We start from the raw sequence: 17,540 nt of genomic DNA, 5'->3' as shown, positions 1-17,540 counted from the left end.
GCTCACGCCTTCAGCGTGTCCTTCCGGTACAGCCAGGCCGCGCCGCCGACGAAGAGGGCGAAGAAGACGACGAGGATGGCGATGTCCTGGGCTTTCGGGGCCTGGCTCTGCTCGATGGCCCGTCCCAGTGCAGCGTACGCGTGCGTGGGCAGCCACTTCGCGATGTCCTGGAGCCAGGCCGGGAAGGAGGAGGACGGCCACCACAGGCCGCCGAGGATCGACAGGCCGAAGTAGGTGATCATCGTGATCGGGCGGACCGCGTCCCCGGAGGCGAGGTAGCCGATGGCGACGCCGAGCGCGGCGAAGACCAGGCTGCCGGCCCAGATCGCGCCGGTGAGCGCGAACCACTGCCAGGCCTCCAGGCGTACGTGCTTCACGGACGCGGCGACCAGGAAGACGACCACGATGGACGGCAGGCTGACGACGGCGGCGCCCGCGGTCTTGGCGAGGACGTAGCCGCGCCCCGGCAGGGTGGTCAGCCGCAGCTGCCGTACCCAGCCGCTCTCGCGCTCCCTGGCGATGCGTTCGCTGTTGCCCATCAGGACGGCGGTGAGGGCGCCGAAGGAGGCCATGGAGACCATGACGTAGGCGGCGACGGACAGCCCGGAGTCGTCGACGGTCTGGTTGCCGCCGCCCTGGTCGGCGACCAGCAGGAAGATGATCGACGGGTAGATCACCGAGAAGAACAGGAACTTGCGGTTGCGCAGGGCGCGGGCGAGCTCCAGCTTGATCAGTGCGTTCATGACTGCGTGACCTCCTTGGCCTCCTCGGCCTCCGTGATGGCGACGAACGCCTGCTCCAGGCCGAGCCCGGCGACTTCGAGGTTGCGGGGGTAGACGCCGAGGCCGTACAGGGCGTGGACGGTGGCGTCGGCGTCGGACGACTGCATCCGGATCGTCTGGCCGCTCCCCGCGGCGGAGCCGCTTTTTGACACAGTGACGGCGGTGAGGAAGGGCAGCGCCCGCAGCGGCGCCTCGTCGATCTCGCCCTCCAGGTCGAAGGAGATCCTTCTCGCTCCGGCCTTGGCCTTGATCTCGGCGGCCGTCCCGTCGGCCAGCAGCCGGCCTCGGTGCAGCACCAGCACCCGGTCGGCGACGGCGTCGGCCTCTTCCAGGTAGTGCGTGGCGAACAGCACTGTCCGCCCCTGGTCGGCCTGTTCGCGCATGGTGGCCCAGAAGGCCTGGCGGGCGGAGACGTCCATGCCGGTGGTCGGCTCGTCCAGGACGATCAGGTCGCTGTCACCGGCGGTGGCGAGGGCGAAGCGGACCCGCTGGGACTGGCCGCCGGAGAGCTTGTTGACCTTGCGGTCGGCGATCTGCGAGATGCCCGCGCGGGCGAGGACGTCGGTGACCCGGTACGGCTTCGGGTGCAGCTCGCAGGCCAGCTTGACCAGCTCCTGCACGGTGACCTCGTCCATCAGGCCGCCGCTCTGCAGCATCGCGCCCACCCGTCCGGCGACGATGGCCTCCCGCGGGCTCAGGCCGAACACGCTCACCGTGCCGCTGTCGGCCTGCTTGAGGCCGAGCAGCAGGTCGAGCGTGGTCGACTTCCCCGCGCCGTTGGGCCCGAGCAGGGCCACGGTCTCCCCCGGGTGCAGCCGCAGTGAGAGCCCGTCGACGGCCCGCACCTTCCCGTAGACCTTGCTCACCTGGTCGAACCCGACCGCCACCGGGGTCCCGGTGCCCGTCGTCGCCGCTGTCGTCGTCATGCGTCCATGCTGGCCGCGAGCCCCTGGCCGGGGGCAGTGCCGGACGTCCAAAGAGCCGCATGACAGATGTCATGAACAGCGCCTGACAAGCGCGAAGGGGCGCCCGGTGAGCACCGGGCGCCCCTTCTTCGCGGTTGCGTCAGCTGGGGTTGGTGGCGATGACACCCACCCGGTTCGTCTTGCTCAGCAGGGCCTGGCGCAGGGCGACATAGACGTCCTGCGGGGTGACGGCCGTCTTCTGACCGCTGGCGCGGGTGATCTTGACACCGTCGAAGGCATTGCCGTAGAGGTCCTTGAGCGCGTTCAGATCGGGGCTGTCCACGAGCTTGCCGTCGACCGCCTTGACCCGGAGGAACTTCCACAGGGAGTTCTGCGGGCTCATCGGCACCGGGACGCCGTTTTCCGTCTTGACGGTGACCAGCGCCGACATCGCCGGCTCCGCGAACGCCTTCATCTCGCGGTCGACCTCCGCGTTGGAGACCGTCGGCTGCACGGTGGTCGTCGGCACGTTCACCGCGGCGGCGGTGCCCGTCTCCACCATCGTCTTGTACGCCTGCTCGACCGCCTTGGTGGAGGCGGCCGCGTCGATGCCCTTGCCCGCCTTGCCGTAGACCGCGACGGCCTTGCCGGAGGTGAACTTGATCGTGCCCTCGGTGACCGAGCCGGAGCCGCCGCCGAGGTCCTTGAGGGCGGCCTGGAGCTTCTCCTCGTCCACCGGCATGACGGGGTCGACGACCCGCTTCCGGCCGAACAGGGAGCCGACCACGGAGACCGGGTTGTAGTCGCTCTTGGCGGCCGCCTCGACGGTGTTCTGCATGTCGAACTGCAAGCCCGCCTGGTCCGGCGGCAGCGAGACGGTCTTGCCGTCGACCGACAGCTTCAGCGGCTTGTTCACGTTCTTGCCGAACGCGTCGTCGAGCTTCTTGACCGCGTCGTCACGGGTGCCGCCGCCGATGTCGACGCCGAGCACGGTGGTGCCCTTGGGCACGTCGGAGTGGTTCATGAGCAGCCCTGCGCCGTAGACGCCGACGCCGGCGACCACCACGACACCGCCGAGCAGCGGCAGCTTGCTGCGCTTCTTCTTGGCCTTCGCCTTGCCCTTGGCCTCGGCCGGGGGCGGCGAGACCGGCTCGGGCAGCTTCGGCGGCGTGTGCGGCTGCGGTCCGGTGCCGGGGGCGCCCGGCGCGAACGGGGAGTTGGCGCCCGGCGGCACGACCGGGATGCCGCTGGTGACGGTGTGTCCGGAGACGTTGTCCGCCGGGGCGCCGTAGCCGGGCATGCCCGGCTCGGGGGCGGGCTTCTGCGGCGTGAGGATCGCGGTGTCGTCGCTCAGGCCGCCGCCGGGGAGGCCGGCACCGGCGGGGGCGGGGTGCGCGGCGCCGGGCCTGGCCTGGGCGGTACGGGCGCGCGGACCACCGGGACCGCCAGGGCCGTCGGCGGGACCGCCCAGGCCCGCGGGGCCGTTCCGGGTGCCGAAGGGCTCGCCGACGCCCGCCGACGGGACGAACGTGCCGTCGCCGGTGACCGGGCCGCCGGTGGGGCCTGCCGGGCCCTGCGGGCCGCCGAGGCCGCCGGGACCGCCCGGCCCGTTGAAGCCGCTGGGCCCGCCGGGTCCGGCCGGGCCGCCACCGGGCGCGCCGGGACCGGCCTGGGCGCCGTTGTGGCCGCCGTTGTCGGCGAAGTAGGGCAGGTCGTCGCGACGGTTGTCGCCGCCGCCCTTCGCGCCGCCCCGGGAGCCGCCGAGCGGGCCCGCGGCGAGCGCCTCGGTCACGTCGAAGGAGCCGGTGCCGCCACCGTGGCCGGGAGCCACCGGGCCGCCGGTCGCGCCCGCGGGCAGTCCCGCGCCGTTGGTCGCGCCGGGACGGGGCGCGCCGGGCACGCTCATGGAGCCGACCACACCGCCCGGTCGGCCGCCGCCCGCACGCGCACCGCCCTGGGCCGCCGGGCCGCCGGGCGCCTGGCTGGTCGGCGTCGGACCGTTCGGCGCCGCGCCGGGCGAACCGGCGGGCGCCGCCGCGCCGTTGGCGGCGCCGCCGCGGGGACCGCCCTTGGCCGGGCCGGACTTGCGTGGCGCGAACCAGTCGTTGCCCTTCCCCTCGGCGGCCGGCGCGGGCGCCGGCTCGGCGGCGGGCAGGTCGACGGTGCCGGTGGACATGGTGGTACCCGCCGGTCGCGCGTGCGCGCCCGTCTCCTCGCCCGAGCCGCCGACGCCGGCCGCGGCATTGGCCGCGGCGCCCTCGGCGTCCGCGACGGGGGTACGGACGACCACGGGCGGAATCGGCCGGGAGCCGGGGATGTTGATCCGGATCCGGGTGGTCAGCGTGGTCTCGGTCTTGCGTTCCTCCGGCTGCGCGGCCGAACGGGCCGCGTCCGTAGCGTCGTCGGAAGCCATGGGGGTCCCGTACGGCGGCGTGCCCGAGGGGTATGCGGATCCACCGCGCCCGTTGGGCCCGGAGGACGGAGTGTCAGTTTCACGACTCAAGGCAGGTTCTCCCGGTTGGCTCCACCGCCCGTGACGACCTTGCTCGGGCGGTTCGGCGGCGCGCACCACCATACTGGCCACTTCTGACGCTTATCCCATGACCGCTGGGGAAACCCACACCGGACTCGCACGGGCGCCCCACGGCGAAGTGGTACGTCACTTGCCAAGTCGGGCGTCGTCCGCCTGAGGTTGCCGCCCCAAACCCATTGTGGCGCAGATCACAGCCAGCGCCATGCCGCCGAGCAGGAAGAGGTACGAGCCGCCTCCCGCGCCGAACAGGAAGTCACCTTCCGCCCTGCTGGCGGTGAGGAAGATGACGGCGACGACCCAGCCGAACGCGGGTGCGACGGCCCCGGAGCGGCTCGCCACGGCCCGGGCCCCGCCGAGGAAGAGTCCGGCGGCGCCGGCCAGGGCGAGCAGCAGCCCGCCCGGGAACCAGCCGGCCTGGACGAGGGCACCGGCGAGGCCGACCACGGCCCCGAGCACGACCAGTCCGAGGAGGGCCGCGGCCCGTCCGGCCGAGGGCGCCTGCAACGGTTGCGCGAGCACAGACCCGCGGCCGTCGGAACTCATGACGCCTCCCCGAGGCCCGCGAAGAGATCGGTCTCGCGCGCGGCGCCGTGCTCGCCGCCCGCCAGGCCGCCCGCCAACTCGTAGTACTCCGTGGTGAACACGGGCTGCGCCAGCTCGTTGGAGAGCGCGAAGTAGCGGGCGCCGTGCGGTGCCACCTCGATCTGGGTGGCGTGGGCGGCCATCGCGGCGGTCTTCGCGTCGGCGTACGCGGCGCCGTCGATCTCGGTGGTGACCCGGCGGTCCTCGACCACGCCCGGCACGTCGTCGAGGGCGGCGGACTTGGCGAAGGGCAGCCCCGGCAGGTCGTCCTGGAGGCGGGCGAAAGCGGCCTCGGCGACCGTGCGCGGGACGCGGTTCCAGTAGACCTTGGGGACGCGGTGGCCGGCCTCGGCGGCGAGTTCGACGGCTCTCATGGCGACACGGTGGGCCTGGATGTGGTCCGGGTGGCCGTATCCGCCGTTGTCGTCGTAGGTGACGAGGACCTGGGGGCGCAGCTCCAGGATCACCTCGGCCAGATGCCCGGCCGCCTCGTCGACGTCGGCCTGCCAGAAGCAGCCGGGCACGCCGTTGTCGGGCAGGCCCATCATTCCGGAGTCGCGGTAGCGGCCGGGGCCGCCGAGCAGCCGGAAGTCATCGACGCCGAGCGCGCGCATGGCGGACGCGAGCTCGCCGAACCGGTACTCCCCCAGCGCTGGGCCGGTGAGATGCCGCAGCTCGGGCGGGATGACCTCGCCGCCCTCGCCGAGGGTGCACGTGACCAGCGTCACATGGGCACCCTGGGCCGCGTAGCGGGCCATGGTGGCGCCGTTGTTGATCGACTCGTCGTCCGGGTGCGCGTGCACGAGCAGGAGACGCCGGGAGGGCAGTTCCGTCATGTGCCCACCCTACGAAACGGCACCGGCAGTACCGCGCAGCCCGGGTCGACCGGTGTGAAGAGTGACCGGTGTCAGAACTTGATGCTGCCGATCATGCTGGCGACGTTGGTCGTCAGGTCGCTGATCGTCGGTGCGACGGTGGAGGAGGCGAGATAGAACCCGAGCAGCATGCACACCACGGCATGGCCGCCCTTCAGACCCGACTTCTTGATCAACAAGAAGACGACGATCGCCAGCAGCACCACCGCCGAAATCGAGAGTGCCACGGCGGCTCACCTCCAAAGATCCCAGGGACGCGGGGGGTTCGGACTATGGGGGTTGTAGATCGGTACGGCAATTCCCTGCGCAAGACAGCAGGTTCATACCCACCTAGCGGTAGTGATCATAACTATGCGTGCTCGCGCATCGCTCGGCGCACGGCCGCACAAGGGGGCGCATGGCCAATATGGTCGGGGCATGACGACCGAGGCTGTCTCATTCCCCCGCCGGCACGCCCGCACGCTGCGTTTCACGCTCGGCGCGCCGCGCGCGTTCACCGTGGCCCCCGATGGCTCCCGCGTGGCGTTTCTGCGCTCCGGCTCCGGCACCGACCGCGCCAACTCCCTGTGGGTTCTCGATCTGCCGAGCGGCGAGGAGCGCCTCGCGGCGGACCCGCGCACCCTGCTCGGCGGAGCCGAGGAGAACCTCTCGCCCGAGGAGCGGGCCCGTCGCGAACGCAGCCGTGAGGGCGGTGCCGGCATCGTCGGCTACGCCACCGACACGGCCCTGGAGCTGGCGTCTTTCGCCTTGTCAGGGCGGCTTTTCACGGCCGAGCTCAGGGCCGGCACGGCACGCGAACTCACCGTCCCCGGGCCGGTGATCGACCCTCGCCCGTCCCCCGACGGCCGCCATGTCGCGTACGTCGCGGAGGGCGCCCTGCGCGTGGTGGGCGCCGAGGGCGAGGGCGACCGGGCGCTCGCGGAGCCGGAGTCGGAACAGGTCACCTACGGATTGGCCGAGTTCATCGCGGCCGAGGAGATGGGGCGCACCCGCGGCTTCTGGTGGTCGCCGGACTCCGACCGGCTGCTCGTCGCGCGCGTGGACGACACGCCGGTACGGCGGTGGTGGATCGCCGACCCCGCCCACCCGGAGCGTGAGCCACATCATGTCGCCTACCCGGCGGCCGGCACCGAGAACGCGGACGTACGCCTGTTCGTCCACGGCCTCGACGGGGAGCGCACCGAGGTCTCCTGGGACCGGGAGCGCTATCCGTACCTGGCACATGTGCACTGGTCAGAGGCGGGTGCCCCGCTCCTGCTCGTCCAGGCGCGCGACCAGCGCAGCCAGCTGTTCCTGGCCGTGGACCCGGGGTCGGGGGCGACCCGGATGGTGCATGCCGACGAAGATCCAACATGGCTTGAACTGTTTGCTGGAGTGCCTTGCTGGAGCCCCTCCGGACAGCTGGTCCGGATCGCCGACGAGGGCGGCGCCCGGGTCCTCGCGGTGGGTGAACGACCGCTCACGGGACCCCAGTTGCACATCCGTGCGGTGCTCGACGTGACCGCCGATGACGTGCTGGTTTCCGCGTCCGCCGGCGAGGAGGCCGAGTCCCCCGAGATCGGCGAGGTGCACGTCTACCGGGTGAACGAGCTCGGCGTGGAGCGCGTGTCGCAGGAGCCCGGCGTGCACACGGCGGTGCGCGCCGGAGGCGTGACCGTACTGGTCTCCGCCACGCTGGACCGGCCCGGCACCCGCACCCAGGTACTGCGCGACGGGAAGCGCCTGGCGACTGTCACCTCGTACGCCGAAGACCCCGGTTTGTCCCCGCGCGTGACGCTCATCGAGGGGGGCGCACGCCGAATTCCGTGCGCCGTGCTTATGCCACGGGACTACCACGGGGACACTCTCCTTCCGGTTCTGCTCGACCCCTACGGTGGTCCGCACGGCCAGCGGGTGGTGTCCGCGCACAACGCCCACCTGACCTCGCAGTGGTTCGCCGACCAGGGCTTCGCGGTGATCGTCGCCGACGGCCGCGGCACCCCGGGCCGCTCCCCCGCCTGGGAGAAGTCCCTCAAGGACGACATCGCGGCGATCGTCCTCCAGGACCAGGTCGACGCCCTCCAGGCGCTCGCCGCCGACTTCCCCCTCGACCTGACCAAGGTGGCCGTCCGCGGCTGGTCCTTCGGCGGCTACCTCGCCGCCCTCGCGGCCCTGCGCCGCCCGGACGTCTTCCACGCGGCGGTGGTCGGCGCCCCGGTGACCGACCTGCGCCTGTACGACACCCACTACCAGGAGCGCTACCTCGGCCACCCCGGCGAGCAGCCGGAGGTCTACCGCCGCAACTCGGTGATCGACGACGCGGGCCTGGTCGACGCGCTCGAACCCCACCGCCCGATGATGATCATCCACGGCCTGGCGGACGACAACGTGGTGGTCGCCCACTCCCTGCGCCTGTCCAGCGCCCTCCTGGCCGCCGGCCGCCCCCACGAGGTCCTCCCGCTGTCGGGTGTGACCCACATGACCCCACAGGAACAGGTGGCGGAGAACCTGCTGCTGCTCCAGCTGGACTTCCTGAAGCGGACGCTGGGTCTGGCGCCCCTTTAGGGGCGCGGGGAACTGCGCGCCAAGCCCCCACCGGCCCGCAGATCCCTTCGGCCGCACCCAGCGGAGCGAACGGCAACGGGCCGGGGCGACATGGCGCGCCCCGGCCCGTTTACGGCACCCGCACGGCCGTACGCTGTTAAGCGTGCCGCGTCCGTATATCGGCGCCGGGTCGCCGAAGTTGCTTGCGTGTTAACGCGATTGGCCCCCGTATGCCCCGCTATGAACCCCCGTTGCCAAGATCGTCCACCGCTTCCCCGGCCGCCTCCTGCGGCGGAACCACCCGCTTCTCCTCCGCGAAGTGGCAGGCGGAGTCATGGGCGGCCGGCCCCCGCGCGGACCGGAAGACCGCGGGCACCGCGAGCAACGGCACCTCCAGCGCGCACCGCTCCTCGGCCTTCCAGCACCGCGTGCGGAACCGGCACCCCGACGGAATGTTCGTGGGCGACGGGACGTCCCCGCTCAGGATGATCCGCTCCCGGTGCTCCCGCGCCCGAGGGTCCGGTACCGGCACCGCGGAGAGCAGGGCCTGGGTGTAGGGGTGGGTGGCGTGTTCGTAGATCTCCTCGTCCCTGCCGGTCTCCACGATCCGCCCGAGGTACATCACCCCGACCCGGTCCGAGATGTGCCGCACGATCGACAGGTCGTGGGCGATGAAGACGTACGACAGGTCGAACTCGTTCTGGAGCCGGTCGAGCAGGTTGATCACCTGGGCCTGTACGGAGACGTCGAGCGCGGACACCGGCTCGTCGGCGACGATCACCTCGGGACGCAGCGCCAGCCCCCGTGCGATGCCGATGCGCTGCCGCTGACCGCCGGAGAACTGGTGCGGATAGCGGTTGATGTACTCCGGGTTGAGCCCCACGACGTCCAGCAGCTCCCGCACCCGCTTGCGCCGCTCCCCCTTGGGAGCCGCCTCGGGGTGGATCTCGTACGGCTCCCCGATGATGTCGCCGACGGTCATCCGGGGGTTGAGGGAGGTGTACGGGTCCTGGAAGACCATCTGGATGTTGCGGCGGACCGCCTTGAGCGCGCGGCCGCCCAGCTTGGTGATGTCCTCGCCCTTGTACTTGATCGACCCCGCGGTCGGCCGCTCAAGATTGACGAGCATCTTGGCAACGGTTGACTTCCCGCAGCCGGATTCCCCGACGATGCCGAGGGTCTCTCCCTTGTTGAGCACGAAGTCAACGCCGTCAACAGCCTTGACGGCACCGATCTGTTTCTTGATCAAGATCCCCCGGGTCAAGGGGTAGTACTTGACCAGTCCACTCACTTCCAGGATCGGCTCAACCACCCTGTCAACCATTGAGGCATTCCCTCCAGAAGTGACAGGCGCTGCCCCGGTGCCGGTCCACCTCGTACAGCGGCGGTTCGTCGGTACGGCACACGTCCTGGGCCATCGGGCAGCGCGGGTTGAAGGCGCAGCCCGGAGGGATGTTCATGAGGTTGGGCGGCAGGCCCTTGATGGCGTAGAGCTCCTGGCCCTTCTGGTCGAGGCGCGGGATGGAGTCGAGGAGCCCGCGCGTATAGGGGTGGGCCGGCGCCTTGTAGATGTCGTGCACGGGCGCGGACTCGACGATCCGCCCCGCGTACATCACGGCGATGCGGTCCGCCACGTCCGCGACCACGCCCAGGTCGTGGGTGATGAGGATCAGCCCCATGTGGTACTCGCGCTGCAACTCCGCGAGCAGGTCCATGACCTGGGCCTGCACGGTCACGTCCAGGGCGGTCGTCGGCTCGTCGGCGATGACGAGCGCCGGTTCCAGGGCCAGCGCCATGGCGATCATGATGCGCTGGCGCATGCCCCCGGAGAACTGGTGCGGATAGTCCCGCACCCGCTGGGCGGCGCCCGGGATCCGCACCCGGTCCATCAGCTCGACGGCCCTCGCCCGCGCGTCCTTCCTGGACATCCCCCGGTGCACGACGAACATCTCGCCGAGCTGGTCGCCCACGCTCAGCACCGGGTTGAGCGCCGACAGCGCGTCCTGGAAGATCATCGCCATCTCGGCGCCCCGGACCTTCCTGCGCTCCTCTTCTTTCAGTTTCAGCAGGTCGCGCCCCCTGAAGAGGATCTCGCCCCCGCTGATCCGCCCGGGCGGCGTGTCGAGGATCCCCATCACGGCCTGGGCGGTCACCGACTTCCCGGACCCCGACTCGCCCAGCACTGCCAGCGTCTCGCCGGCGTCGACGGCGTACGAGACGCCGTTGACCGCCTTCGCCACTCCGTCCCGGGTGCGGAACTCCACCCGCAGATCGCGTACTTCGAGCAGCATGGCGCCGGCTCACCTCAGCTTCGGGTCGAGGGCGTCGCGCACCGCGTCGCCGAGCATGATGAAGGCCAGGACGGTCAGCGCGAGCGCCCCGGAGGGCCACAGCAGCGCGTGCGGGGCGTTGCGGATGTAGGGCGAGGCGGCGGAGATGTCGATGCCCCAGGAGACGCTGGGCGGCTTCAGGCCGACGCCGAGGTACGACAGGGTCGCCTCCAGGGCGATGTAGGTGCCGAGCGCGATGGTCGCCACGACGATCACGGGGGCGACGGCGTTCGGCGCGATGTGCCGCAGCAGGATGCGGGAGTTGGAGGCGCCGAGGGCGCGGGCGGCCTGGACGTAGTCGTTCTGCCTGGCGGTGATCACCGAGCCGCGGGCGATCCGGGAGATCTGGGGCCAGCCGAGCAGCACCATGAACCCGATGACCGGCCAGACCGTATTGCTCGTCACCACCGAGAGGAGGACGAGACCGCCGAGGACGACCGGGATCGCGAAGAAGACGTCGGTGATCCGGGACAGCACCGAGTCCCAGAACCCGCCGAAGAACCCGGCGAGCCCGCCGAGCACCGACCCAAGCAGCGCGACCCCGAGCGTGGCGCAGACACCCACCGTGACGGACGTACGGGCGCCGTACACGGTCCGTGTGTAGACGTTGCAGCCCTGGCCGTCGTATCCGAACGGAGCGCCCGGCTGGGAGCCCTCCTGGGCCTTGGCGAGGTCGCATGCGAGGGGGCTGCCGGAGGCGATCAGGGACGGCCACAGGGAGATGACGACGAGGAAGAGGATGACGAGGGCGGAGACGATGAAGACCGGGTTGCGGCGCAGGTCCCGCCAGGCGTCGGACCACAGGGAGCGGGGCCTGGCCGCAGGGCCGGTGCCGAGCGGGCCGCCCGGTGTCCGCTCCAGCGTCTCGGCCTCGGTCGTCGCGAGGTCCATCGCCCCGCCCATGCCCGTCCCGGCGATGGCCCGGTCCTGGTCGAACGGCCGCTCAGGCATAGCGGATCCTCGGGTCGAGTACGGCGTAGAGCAGGTCCACCAGGAGGTTGGCCACCAGGAACACCAGGACCAGCACGGTCACGAACCCGACCACCGTCTGGGTGTTCTGCCGCAGGATCCCCTGGTAGAGCTGGTAGCCGACACCGTGGATGTTGAAGATCCGTTCGGTGACGATCGCGCCGCCCATGAGCGCGCCGATGTCGGTGCCGATGAAGGTGACGACGGGGATGAGGGAGTTGCGCAGCAGGTGCCGGGTGATGACCCGGCCGCGGGGCAGGCCCTTGGCGACGGCCGTACGGACGTAGTCGCTCCGTTTGTTCTCGGCGATGGAGGTGCGGGTCAGCCGCGTGACATAGGCGAGCGACACGGAGGCGAGCACCAGCCCGGGAACGATCAGCTCGCCGAAGGCGGCGTCCGGGGAGACGGAGGGTCTGATCCAGCCCCATTCCACTCCCAGGAGGAGCTGGAGCAGCAGGCCGGTGACGAAGGTCGGTACGGAGATGACGACCAGGGTGGCGAGCAGGACTCCCGTGTCGACGGGCCGCCCGCGCCGCAGTCCGGTCACCACGCCCAGCGTGATGCCGATGACGACCTCGAAGACGACGGCCACGACGGTCAGCCGGATGGTGACGGGGAACGCGGTGGACATCAGCTCGGTGACCGGCTGCCCGTTGAACGCCGTACCGAAGTCCCCGGTGAAGACGTTCCCCATGTAGGTGAGGTATTGCTGCCACACCGGCTTGTCGAGGCCGAACTCCTTCTTCAGCTGGGCGGCGGTCGCCGGGTCGCAGGCCCGCTCACCGCACAGGCCGGCGATCGGGTCGCCCATCACATTGACCATGAGGAAGATCAGCAGCGTGGCCCCGACGAACACCGGGATCATCTGGAGCAGCCGCCGGACGACGTAGCGCCCCATGCCGGGTCAGCTGACCTTGATCTCGTTGTAGACGGGGACGCTGAACGGGTTGAGGGCCACGTTCGACAGCCGCTCGGAGTAGCCGGCGCTGCCGTTCTGGTACCAGAGCGGAATGGCGGCCATGTTGTCGCGGACGACTTCCTCGGCCTGCTGGAAGGTGGAGACGGCCTTGGCGGTGTCGGTCTGGGCGTTCGCCTGGTCGACGAGTTTGTCGAAGTCCTGGTTGGACCACTTGCCGTCGTTGGAGGAGGCGTCCGTGTAGTAGAGCGGCTGGAGGAAGTTCTGGATGAGGGGGTAGTCCATCTGCCAGCCCGCGCGGAACGGCCCGGTCATCTTGTGCTGCCCGATCTGGTTGCGGAAGTCGGCGAACGTACCGACCGGGTTCCCCACGCACGCCTTGTCGTTGCCCAGTGCGTTGTTGATGGAGTTGCACACGGCGTCCACCCACATCCTGTGCGAGCCGGTGTCGGCGTTGTACGTGATCCTGAGCTGTCCGCCGGGCAGCCCGCCGCCCTCCTGGACCAGCCGTTTGGCCTCGGCGGGGTTGTAGTCACAGGCGCTCCCGCACAGCCCCTCCTTGAAGCCGCCGTCCGCGCCGAGCACCGGCGAGGTCCAGTCGGTGGCCGGGGTGCGGGTGTTCTGGAAGATGGTGTCGGTGATCTGCTTGCGGTTGATGGCCATGGACAGGCCGGTGCGGACCTTCTGCGCGCCGCTCTTGTTCCAGGCGCCGTCGTAGTAGGGGAAGGCGAGCGTCTGGATGATGCCGGCCGGGGTGTTGATGTAGCGGTCGCCGAGGTCGCTCTTGACGTTCTTGAGCTGGGACGCGGGAACGTCGTCGACCAGGTCGAGGTTGCCGGCGATGAGGTCGGTGTAGGCGGTGTCGCTGTCCGTGTAGACCTTGAGGGTCACTCCGGCGTTCTGCGCCTTGTCGCCGCCGGGATAGCCGCCCCACTTCTTCAGGGACATCTGCGAGCCCTTGGTGTAGGACGCGATGCGGTACGGCCCGTCGCCGACCGGTTGCGCCAGCCAGCCGGCGTGGTCGGTGAAGAACGACTGCGGGAGCGGGGCGAAGGCCGCGTAGCCGAGGGTGTCGGGGAAGCCGGAGAACTTCTGGTTCAGCTGGACGGTGAAGGTCCGGTCGTCGACCACCTTCAGACCGGAGAGCGTGTCGGCGCTCTGTGAGCCGCCGGCCGGGTGGACCTTGTCGTAGCCCTGGATGTAGCCGAAGAAGTAGGCGTTCTTCTGGTTGTTCTTGAGGCTCGCTCCGTAGTTCCAGGCGTCGACGAACGACTTGGCGGTCACCTTCTCGCCGTTGCTGAACGTCCACCCGTCCTTGACCGTGATCGTGAAGTTCTGCGAGTCGCTCGTGTCGATCTTCTGGGCGAGCATGTCCGTCGCCCTGCCGGTCTTCGGGTCGTACTTCTTCAGACCCCGGAAGATCATGTCGAGGACCTTGCCGCCCTGGACCTCGTTGGTGTTGGCCGGCTCCAGGGGGTTCTGCGGGTCGCCCCAGGACGAGCTGAGCACGCCGCTCTCACCTCCGCCGCCCCCGCTGCCGCCGCCACCCCCACAGGCCGTGGCGGCGAGCGCCACCACCACCGCGCAGACCGCCCCTCGGGCGTGCGTGGCTGAACGCATGGCGTGCCTCCTCCGTGAAGGTGATCGGTGCCGACGGATCCACAGATGATCCGCTATCGGTCAATATCGACCAAACAGGTCGATATTGCTCACCTACTGCCCCGAACGGAGGCCCTCCGAGGACCCCATGGGGACCTTTAGAGGGACACGTCACCCGATTGCGGGCGACCCTCCGGAGAGCTCTTGAGGATCTTGCAACGACCACGCAATGGATCTCCGCGCAACGATGCCGAAACGTTGGATTACGCCGCGCCGATGTACGCATTTCGGCACCCTCGCGTCCGCATAACGAACTCCTTGCCCGTTTTGCGCAATTAGTCCGAACTAAAGCACGATGCGATTACAACGCGCTACCCGCGTAGCTACGGAACGATCAAGCCCAGGCAAAGAAGGTAAAGAGAAAGCCAAGCCGCCCGAGAATTTATTGACCTTGAATGAATTGCGTTGAAAAAGTCCGGCGTAGCCCGTAGGGGAGTGTGCCCTGCGGAGTCATCAGACCCTCCCTTGGGCCAGGAGCACCATGACCCCCCCAACTCCATCCGCGGCTGCCCCGCTCGAGGTGACCGACGAGACCGAGAAGAAGTCGATCACTTCGGACGGCTCGAAAGGCAGCGAGAGCAGGTCCCCGGGACAGCTCGCGTGGCGCCGCTTCAAGCGGGACCGCACGGGCGTCATATCGGCGATCATCGTGATCTTCTTCTTCGTGATCGCGCTGGGCGCTCCGCTCATCGCCAAGCTGTACGGGAAGGATCCGTACACGACGTACGGGCTGAACACGCCCGGGCTGCTCGGGGACAACGGCTTCCCGGTCAAGCCCAACGGCGGCATCAGCCCGGACTTCTGGTTCGGCATCGACCCGCAGCTCGGCCGCGACGTCTTCACCTTCCTGCTCTACGCGATCCGCAACTCGCTGCTGATCTCCACCGGCATCACGCTCTTCGTGGTGGTACTCGGTGTGATCATCGGTGTGACCGCCGGCTACCTGGGCGGCAAGACGGACTGGTTCCTCGGCCGGGTCATCGACATCCTGCTCGCCTTCCCGCAGCAGCTGTTCTTCGTGGCCTTCACCCCCGTGGTGGTCTCCTTGTTCGTACCGGACAACGAGAACACCCCGACCTGGCTCACGGTCACCTGTCTCATCGGCCTGCTGACGGCCTTCGGCTGGGCCTCCATCGCCCGACTGCTGCGCGGCCAGGTGCTGGCCCTGCGCGAACGGGAGTTCGTCGAGGCGGCCAAGGTCACGGGAGCGTCTCCCGCGCGCATCATCTTCAAGGAACTGCTGCCCAACCTGTGGACACCGATCCTCATCCAGGGAACTCTCACGCTCCCGGCGATGGTCACCACGGAGGCGGGTCTCGCGTTCCTGGGTGTGGGCCTTCAGGACCCGACCCCCGACTGGGGTGTCATGATCGGATACGCCGCCAAGTTCTACCAGGACGACATCACCTTCCTGCTCTTCCCGGGCGTGGCCATGGTGGTCTTCGTGCTGGCGTTCAACCTTCTCGGTGACTCGATGCGTGACGCACTCGACCCGAAGACCAAGCGCTGATCTCCGGCTTCTTCAGGACCACGGCAAAGACGCCGGGTGCCGGATTTCTCTCATCAACTCACATCAAGGCAGGATGCGATGTCCTTCTCGCGCAGAAACTTCCTGATAGCCACCGGTGTCGCGGCCGCGGCGGGCTCCGTGCTGACCGCGTGCAGCAGCGGTGACTCCTCCAGCGGCGGCAGCAGCGGCGGCAAGCAGGAGGCCGCGAAGGCCCAGACCACCACGGTCAAGATCGGCACGGCGGAGGACTCCAAGGGCCCGGCTCCCGAGGTCTCCGGCGCGAAGAAGGGCGGCAAGGTCTACCTTCTGAACGACGACGACTTCTCGCACCTCGACCCGCAGCGCGTCTACTACGCCTGGAACTCGCTCGCGGTCATCGTCATCAACCGCACGCTGACCGGTTACAAGATCGCGGACGACGGCTCGATGACCCTCGTCGGTGACCTCGCCACCGACACGGGCACCATGAAGGACAAGGGCAAGACCTGGTCCTTCACCCTGAAGGACGGCGTCAAGTGGGAGGACGGCTCCGACGTCACCGTCGACGACGTCCGTCACGGTTTCGAGCGCGCCTTCGCCAGCTACATCACCGAGGGCGCCATGTACGTCCAGTCGTGGCTGACGGGCTCCCAGGACTACCGCAAGTCGTACTCGGGTCCCTACTCGGGCAAGCACCTGAAGTCGATCACGACGAGCGGGAAGACCATCACCTTCCACCTCTCCGAGCCCCGCCCGGACTTCAACTACGTCCTCGCGATGCAGTCGTACGCGCCGACCCCGGTGAAGCACGACACCAAGCAGAACTACGACAAGAAGCCGTTCTCGAACGGTCCCTACAAGGTCAAGTCGCACGACACGGACAAGTCGATGGTGCTCGTCCGCAACGAGCACTGGGACCCGAACACGGACCCGATCCGCAACGCCTACCCGGACGAGTTCGACTTCTCCTTCGGCATCGAGCAGCTCACGGCGATCGACCGGCTGCTGGCCGACTCCGGCAACGACCAGTACGCCGTGTCCTGGCGCACCATCCCGCAGGAGCGTGTCCAGAAGGCGCAGACCGACGCCAAGGACCGCATCTTCCAGGGTCTGAGCAGCGGCGTCAGCGTGTACTGGATCAACACCACGCGGATTGCCGACAAGGACGTCCGCGAGGCCATCATCAAGGCCTGGCCGACCGCCGCGATCCGCCAGTTGCAGGGTGGCTCGGTCCGCGGTGACTACGCGACCGGCATCATGAGCCCGCTCGTCGCCGGCTACAAGTCGCAGGACGTCTGGGGCAAGCTGAAGAACCCGGCGGGCGACACGGCGGCCGCGAAGAAGATCCTGGAGAAGGCCGGCAAGACCGGCACCAAGATCGTCTACGCGTACCAGCAGGACCCGACCCAGGCGAAGATCAAGGTCGTCGTGGAGAACGCCCTCAAGGCGGCCGGCTTCGAGGTCGTCTCCAAGGGCATCGACTCCACCACGTGGTACGACCAGACCGGCAAGGTCGCCAACCCGTTCGACATCTACTGGGGTGGCTGGTCCTCCGACTGGCCGACCGGTTACTCGGTCTTCCAGCCGCTGTTCGACAGCAAGGCGATCGCCGACGGCGGCTCGAACTACTCGCACCTGAAGGACCCGGCCGTCGACGCCGCCATCAAGGCCGCCACCGCCGAGACCGACAACGACAAGGCGAACGCCATGTGGGCCGCCCTGGACAAGCAGGTCACCGAGACCGGCGCGTTCATCCCGGACGTCTACATGCGCCGTCTGTACCTGCACGGCTCCAAGCTCGGCAACGTGAAGATGGACCCGAACTTCGACGGCTGCATGCTCTACAAGATGTACGTCAAGGCCTGATCCATCACCTGAGAGGTGGGGCGGCTACCGGCCGCCCCACCCTCGGCTCGTCCACCGGACCTCCGGTCACCCCGGCACGGCCCGATCCGCACGACGGCCCTCCCAGGAAAG

General features: G+C 69.4%; 14 protein-coding genes. 3 read left to right on the top strand and 11 right to left on the bottom strand.

The features are described from left to right. Window positions 1–2 precede the first annotated feature (2 nt). From AB0P24_RS23535 to AB0P24_RS23510, 6 genes are all read right to left on the bottom strand, one after another. Window positions 3–743: an ABC transporter permease gene (locus AB0P24_RS23535; protein WP_365797030.1), complete on the bottom strand. Its 741-nt coding sequence runs from the start codon at window positions 741–743 to the stop codon at window positions 3–5. Further along, the gene (locus AB0P24_RS23530) at window positions 740–1,708 is read right to left on the bottom strand and encodes an ABC transporter ATP-binding protein (protein WP_365797028.1); all 969 of its coding nucleotides are present in this window, start codon (window positions 1,706–1,708) and stop codon (window positions 740–742) included. Before AB0P24_RS23530 ends, AB0P24_RS23535 begins: the two co-directional genes overlap by 4 nt. Before the next feature lie 139 nt (window positions 1,709–1,847). Further along, entirely contained in the window at window positions 1,848–4,190 is a 2,343-nt protein-coding gene (locus AB0P24_RS23525; protein ID WP_365797026.1) for a hypothetical protein, read from the bottom strand. A 156-nt stretch (window positions 4,191–4,346) separates the two neighbouring features. Further along, a complete protein-coding gene (locus AB0P24_RS23520; protein WP_365797024.1) occupies window positions 4,347–4,763 on the bottom strand; it encodes a DUF6113 family protein in 417 nt (138 codons plus the stop codon). Continuing rightward, entirely contained in the window at window positions 4,760–5,638 is an 879-nt protein-coding gene (gene mshB, locus AB0P24_RS23515) for an N-acetyl-1-D-myo-inositol-2-amino-2-deoxy-alpha-D-glucopyranoside deacetylase (protein ID WP_365797022.1), read from the bottom strand. Before mshB ends, AB0P24_RS23520 begins: the two co-directional genes overlap by 4 nt. 71 nt (window positions 5,639–5,709) lie before the next feature. After that, window positions 5,710–5,904, bottom strand: a complete 195-nt coding sequence (locus tag AB0P24_RS23510; protein ID WP_365797020.1) for a hypothetical protein — start codon at window positions 5,902–5,904, stop codon at window positions 5,710–5,712. Between the two features lie 190 nt (window positions 5,905–6,094). On the opposite strand from AB0P24_RS23510, the gene AB0P24_RS23505 reads away from it, so the two are divergent. Further along, complete coding sequence (locus AB0P24_RS23505; RefSeq protein ID WP_365797018.1) at window positions 6,095–8,221, top strand: prolyl oligopeptidase family serine peptidase; 2,127 nt, start codon at window positions 6,095–6,097, stop codon at window positions 8,219–8,221. 217 nt (window positions 8,222–8,438) lie between these two features. On the opposite strand, the gene AB0P24_RS23500 is transcribed toward AB0P24_RS23505, so the two are convergent. Genes AB0P24_RS23500 through AB0P24_RS23480 form a run of 5 tightly spaced genes read right to left on the bottom strand, consistent with a single transcriptional unit; the run spans window position 8,439 to window position 14,035 of the window. Beyond that, window positions 8,439–9,524 carry a dipeptide ABC transporter ATP-binding protein gene (locus AB0P24_RS23500; RefSeq protein WP_365797016.1) on the bottom strand — a complete coding sequence of 362 codons (1,086 nt, stop codon included), beginning with the start codon at window positions 9,522–9,524 and terminating at the stop codon, window positions 8,439–8,441. Continuing rightward, window positions 9,517–10,491 (bottom strand): ABC transporter ATP-binding protein, encoded by a 975-nt coding sequence (locus tag AB0P24_RS23495; protein ID WP_365797014.1) that lies wholly within the window; start codon window positions 10,489–10,491, stop codon window positions 9,517–9,519. The genes AB0P24_RS23500 and AB0P24_RS23495 overlap by 8 nt, the downstream gene beginning before the upstream one ends. Before the next feature lie 9 nt (window positions 10,492–10,500). After that, on the bottom strand, window positions 10,501–11,481 hold the full coding sequence (locus AB0P24_RS23490) for an ABC transporter permease (RefSeq protein WP_365797011.1): 981 nt from the start codon (window positions 11,479–11,481) through the stop codon (window positions 10,501–10,503). Then, a complete protein-coding gene (locus AB0P24_RS23485) occupies window positions 11,474–12,397 on the bottom strand; it encodes an ABC transporter permease (RefSeq protein ID WP_365797009.1) in 924 nt (307 codons plus the stop codon). Before AB0P24_RS23485 ends, AB0P24_RS23490 begins: the two co-directional genes overlap by 8 nt. 6 nt (window positions 12,398–12,403) lie before the next feature. Beyond that, the gene (locus AB0P24_RS23480) at window positions 12,404–14,035 is read right to left on the bottom strand and encodes an ABC transporter substrate-binding protein (protein ID WP_365797007.1); all 1,632 of its coding nucleotides are present in this window, start codon (window positions 14,033–14,035) and stop codon (window positions 12,404–12,406) included. 559 nt (window positions 14,036–14,594) lie between these two features. Between AB0P24_RS23480 and AB0P24_RS23475 the strand changes: the two genes are divergently transcribed. Both AB0P24_RS23475 and AB0P24_RS23470 read left to right on the top strand, forming a co-directional pair. Then, window positions 14,595–15,584 carry an ABC transporter permease gene (locus AB0P24_RS23475; RefSeq protein ID WP_365797005.1) on the top strand — a complete coding sequence of 330 codons (990 nt, stop codon included), beginning with the start codon at window positions 14,595–14,597 and terminating at the stop codon, window positions 15,582–15,584. Between the two features lie 78 nt (window positions 15,585–15,662). Beyond that, complete coding sequence (locus tag AB0P24_RS23470) at window positions 15,663–17,429, top strand: ABC transporter substrate-binding protein (RefSeq protein ID WP_365797003.1); 1,767 nt, start codon at window positions 15,663–15,665, stop codon at window positions 17,427–17,429. Window positions 17,430–17,540: the final 111 nt, after the last annotated feature.

The organism is Streptomyces sp. NPDC086519, assembly GCF_040686075.1.
Classification (GTDB): domain Bacteria; phylum Actinomycetota; class Actinomycetes; order Streptomycetales; family Streptomycetaceae; genus Streptomyces; species Streptomyces shenzhenensis.
This window is presented reverse-complemented; position numbering and strand designations above follow the sequence as displayed.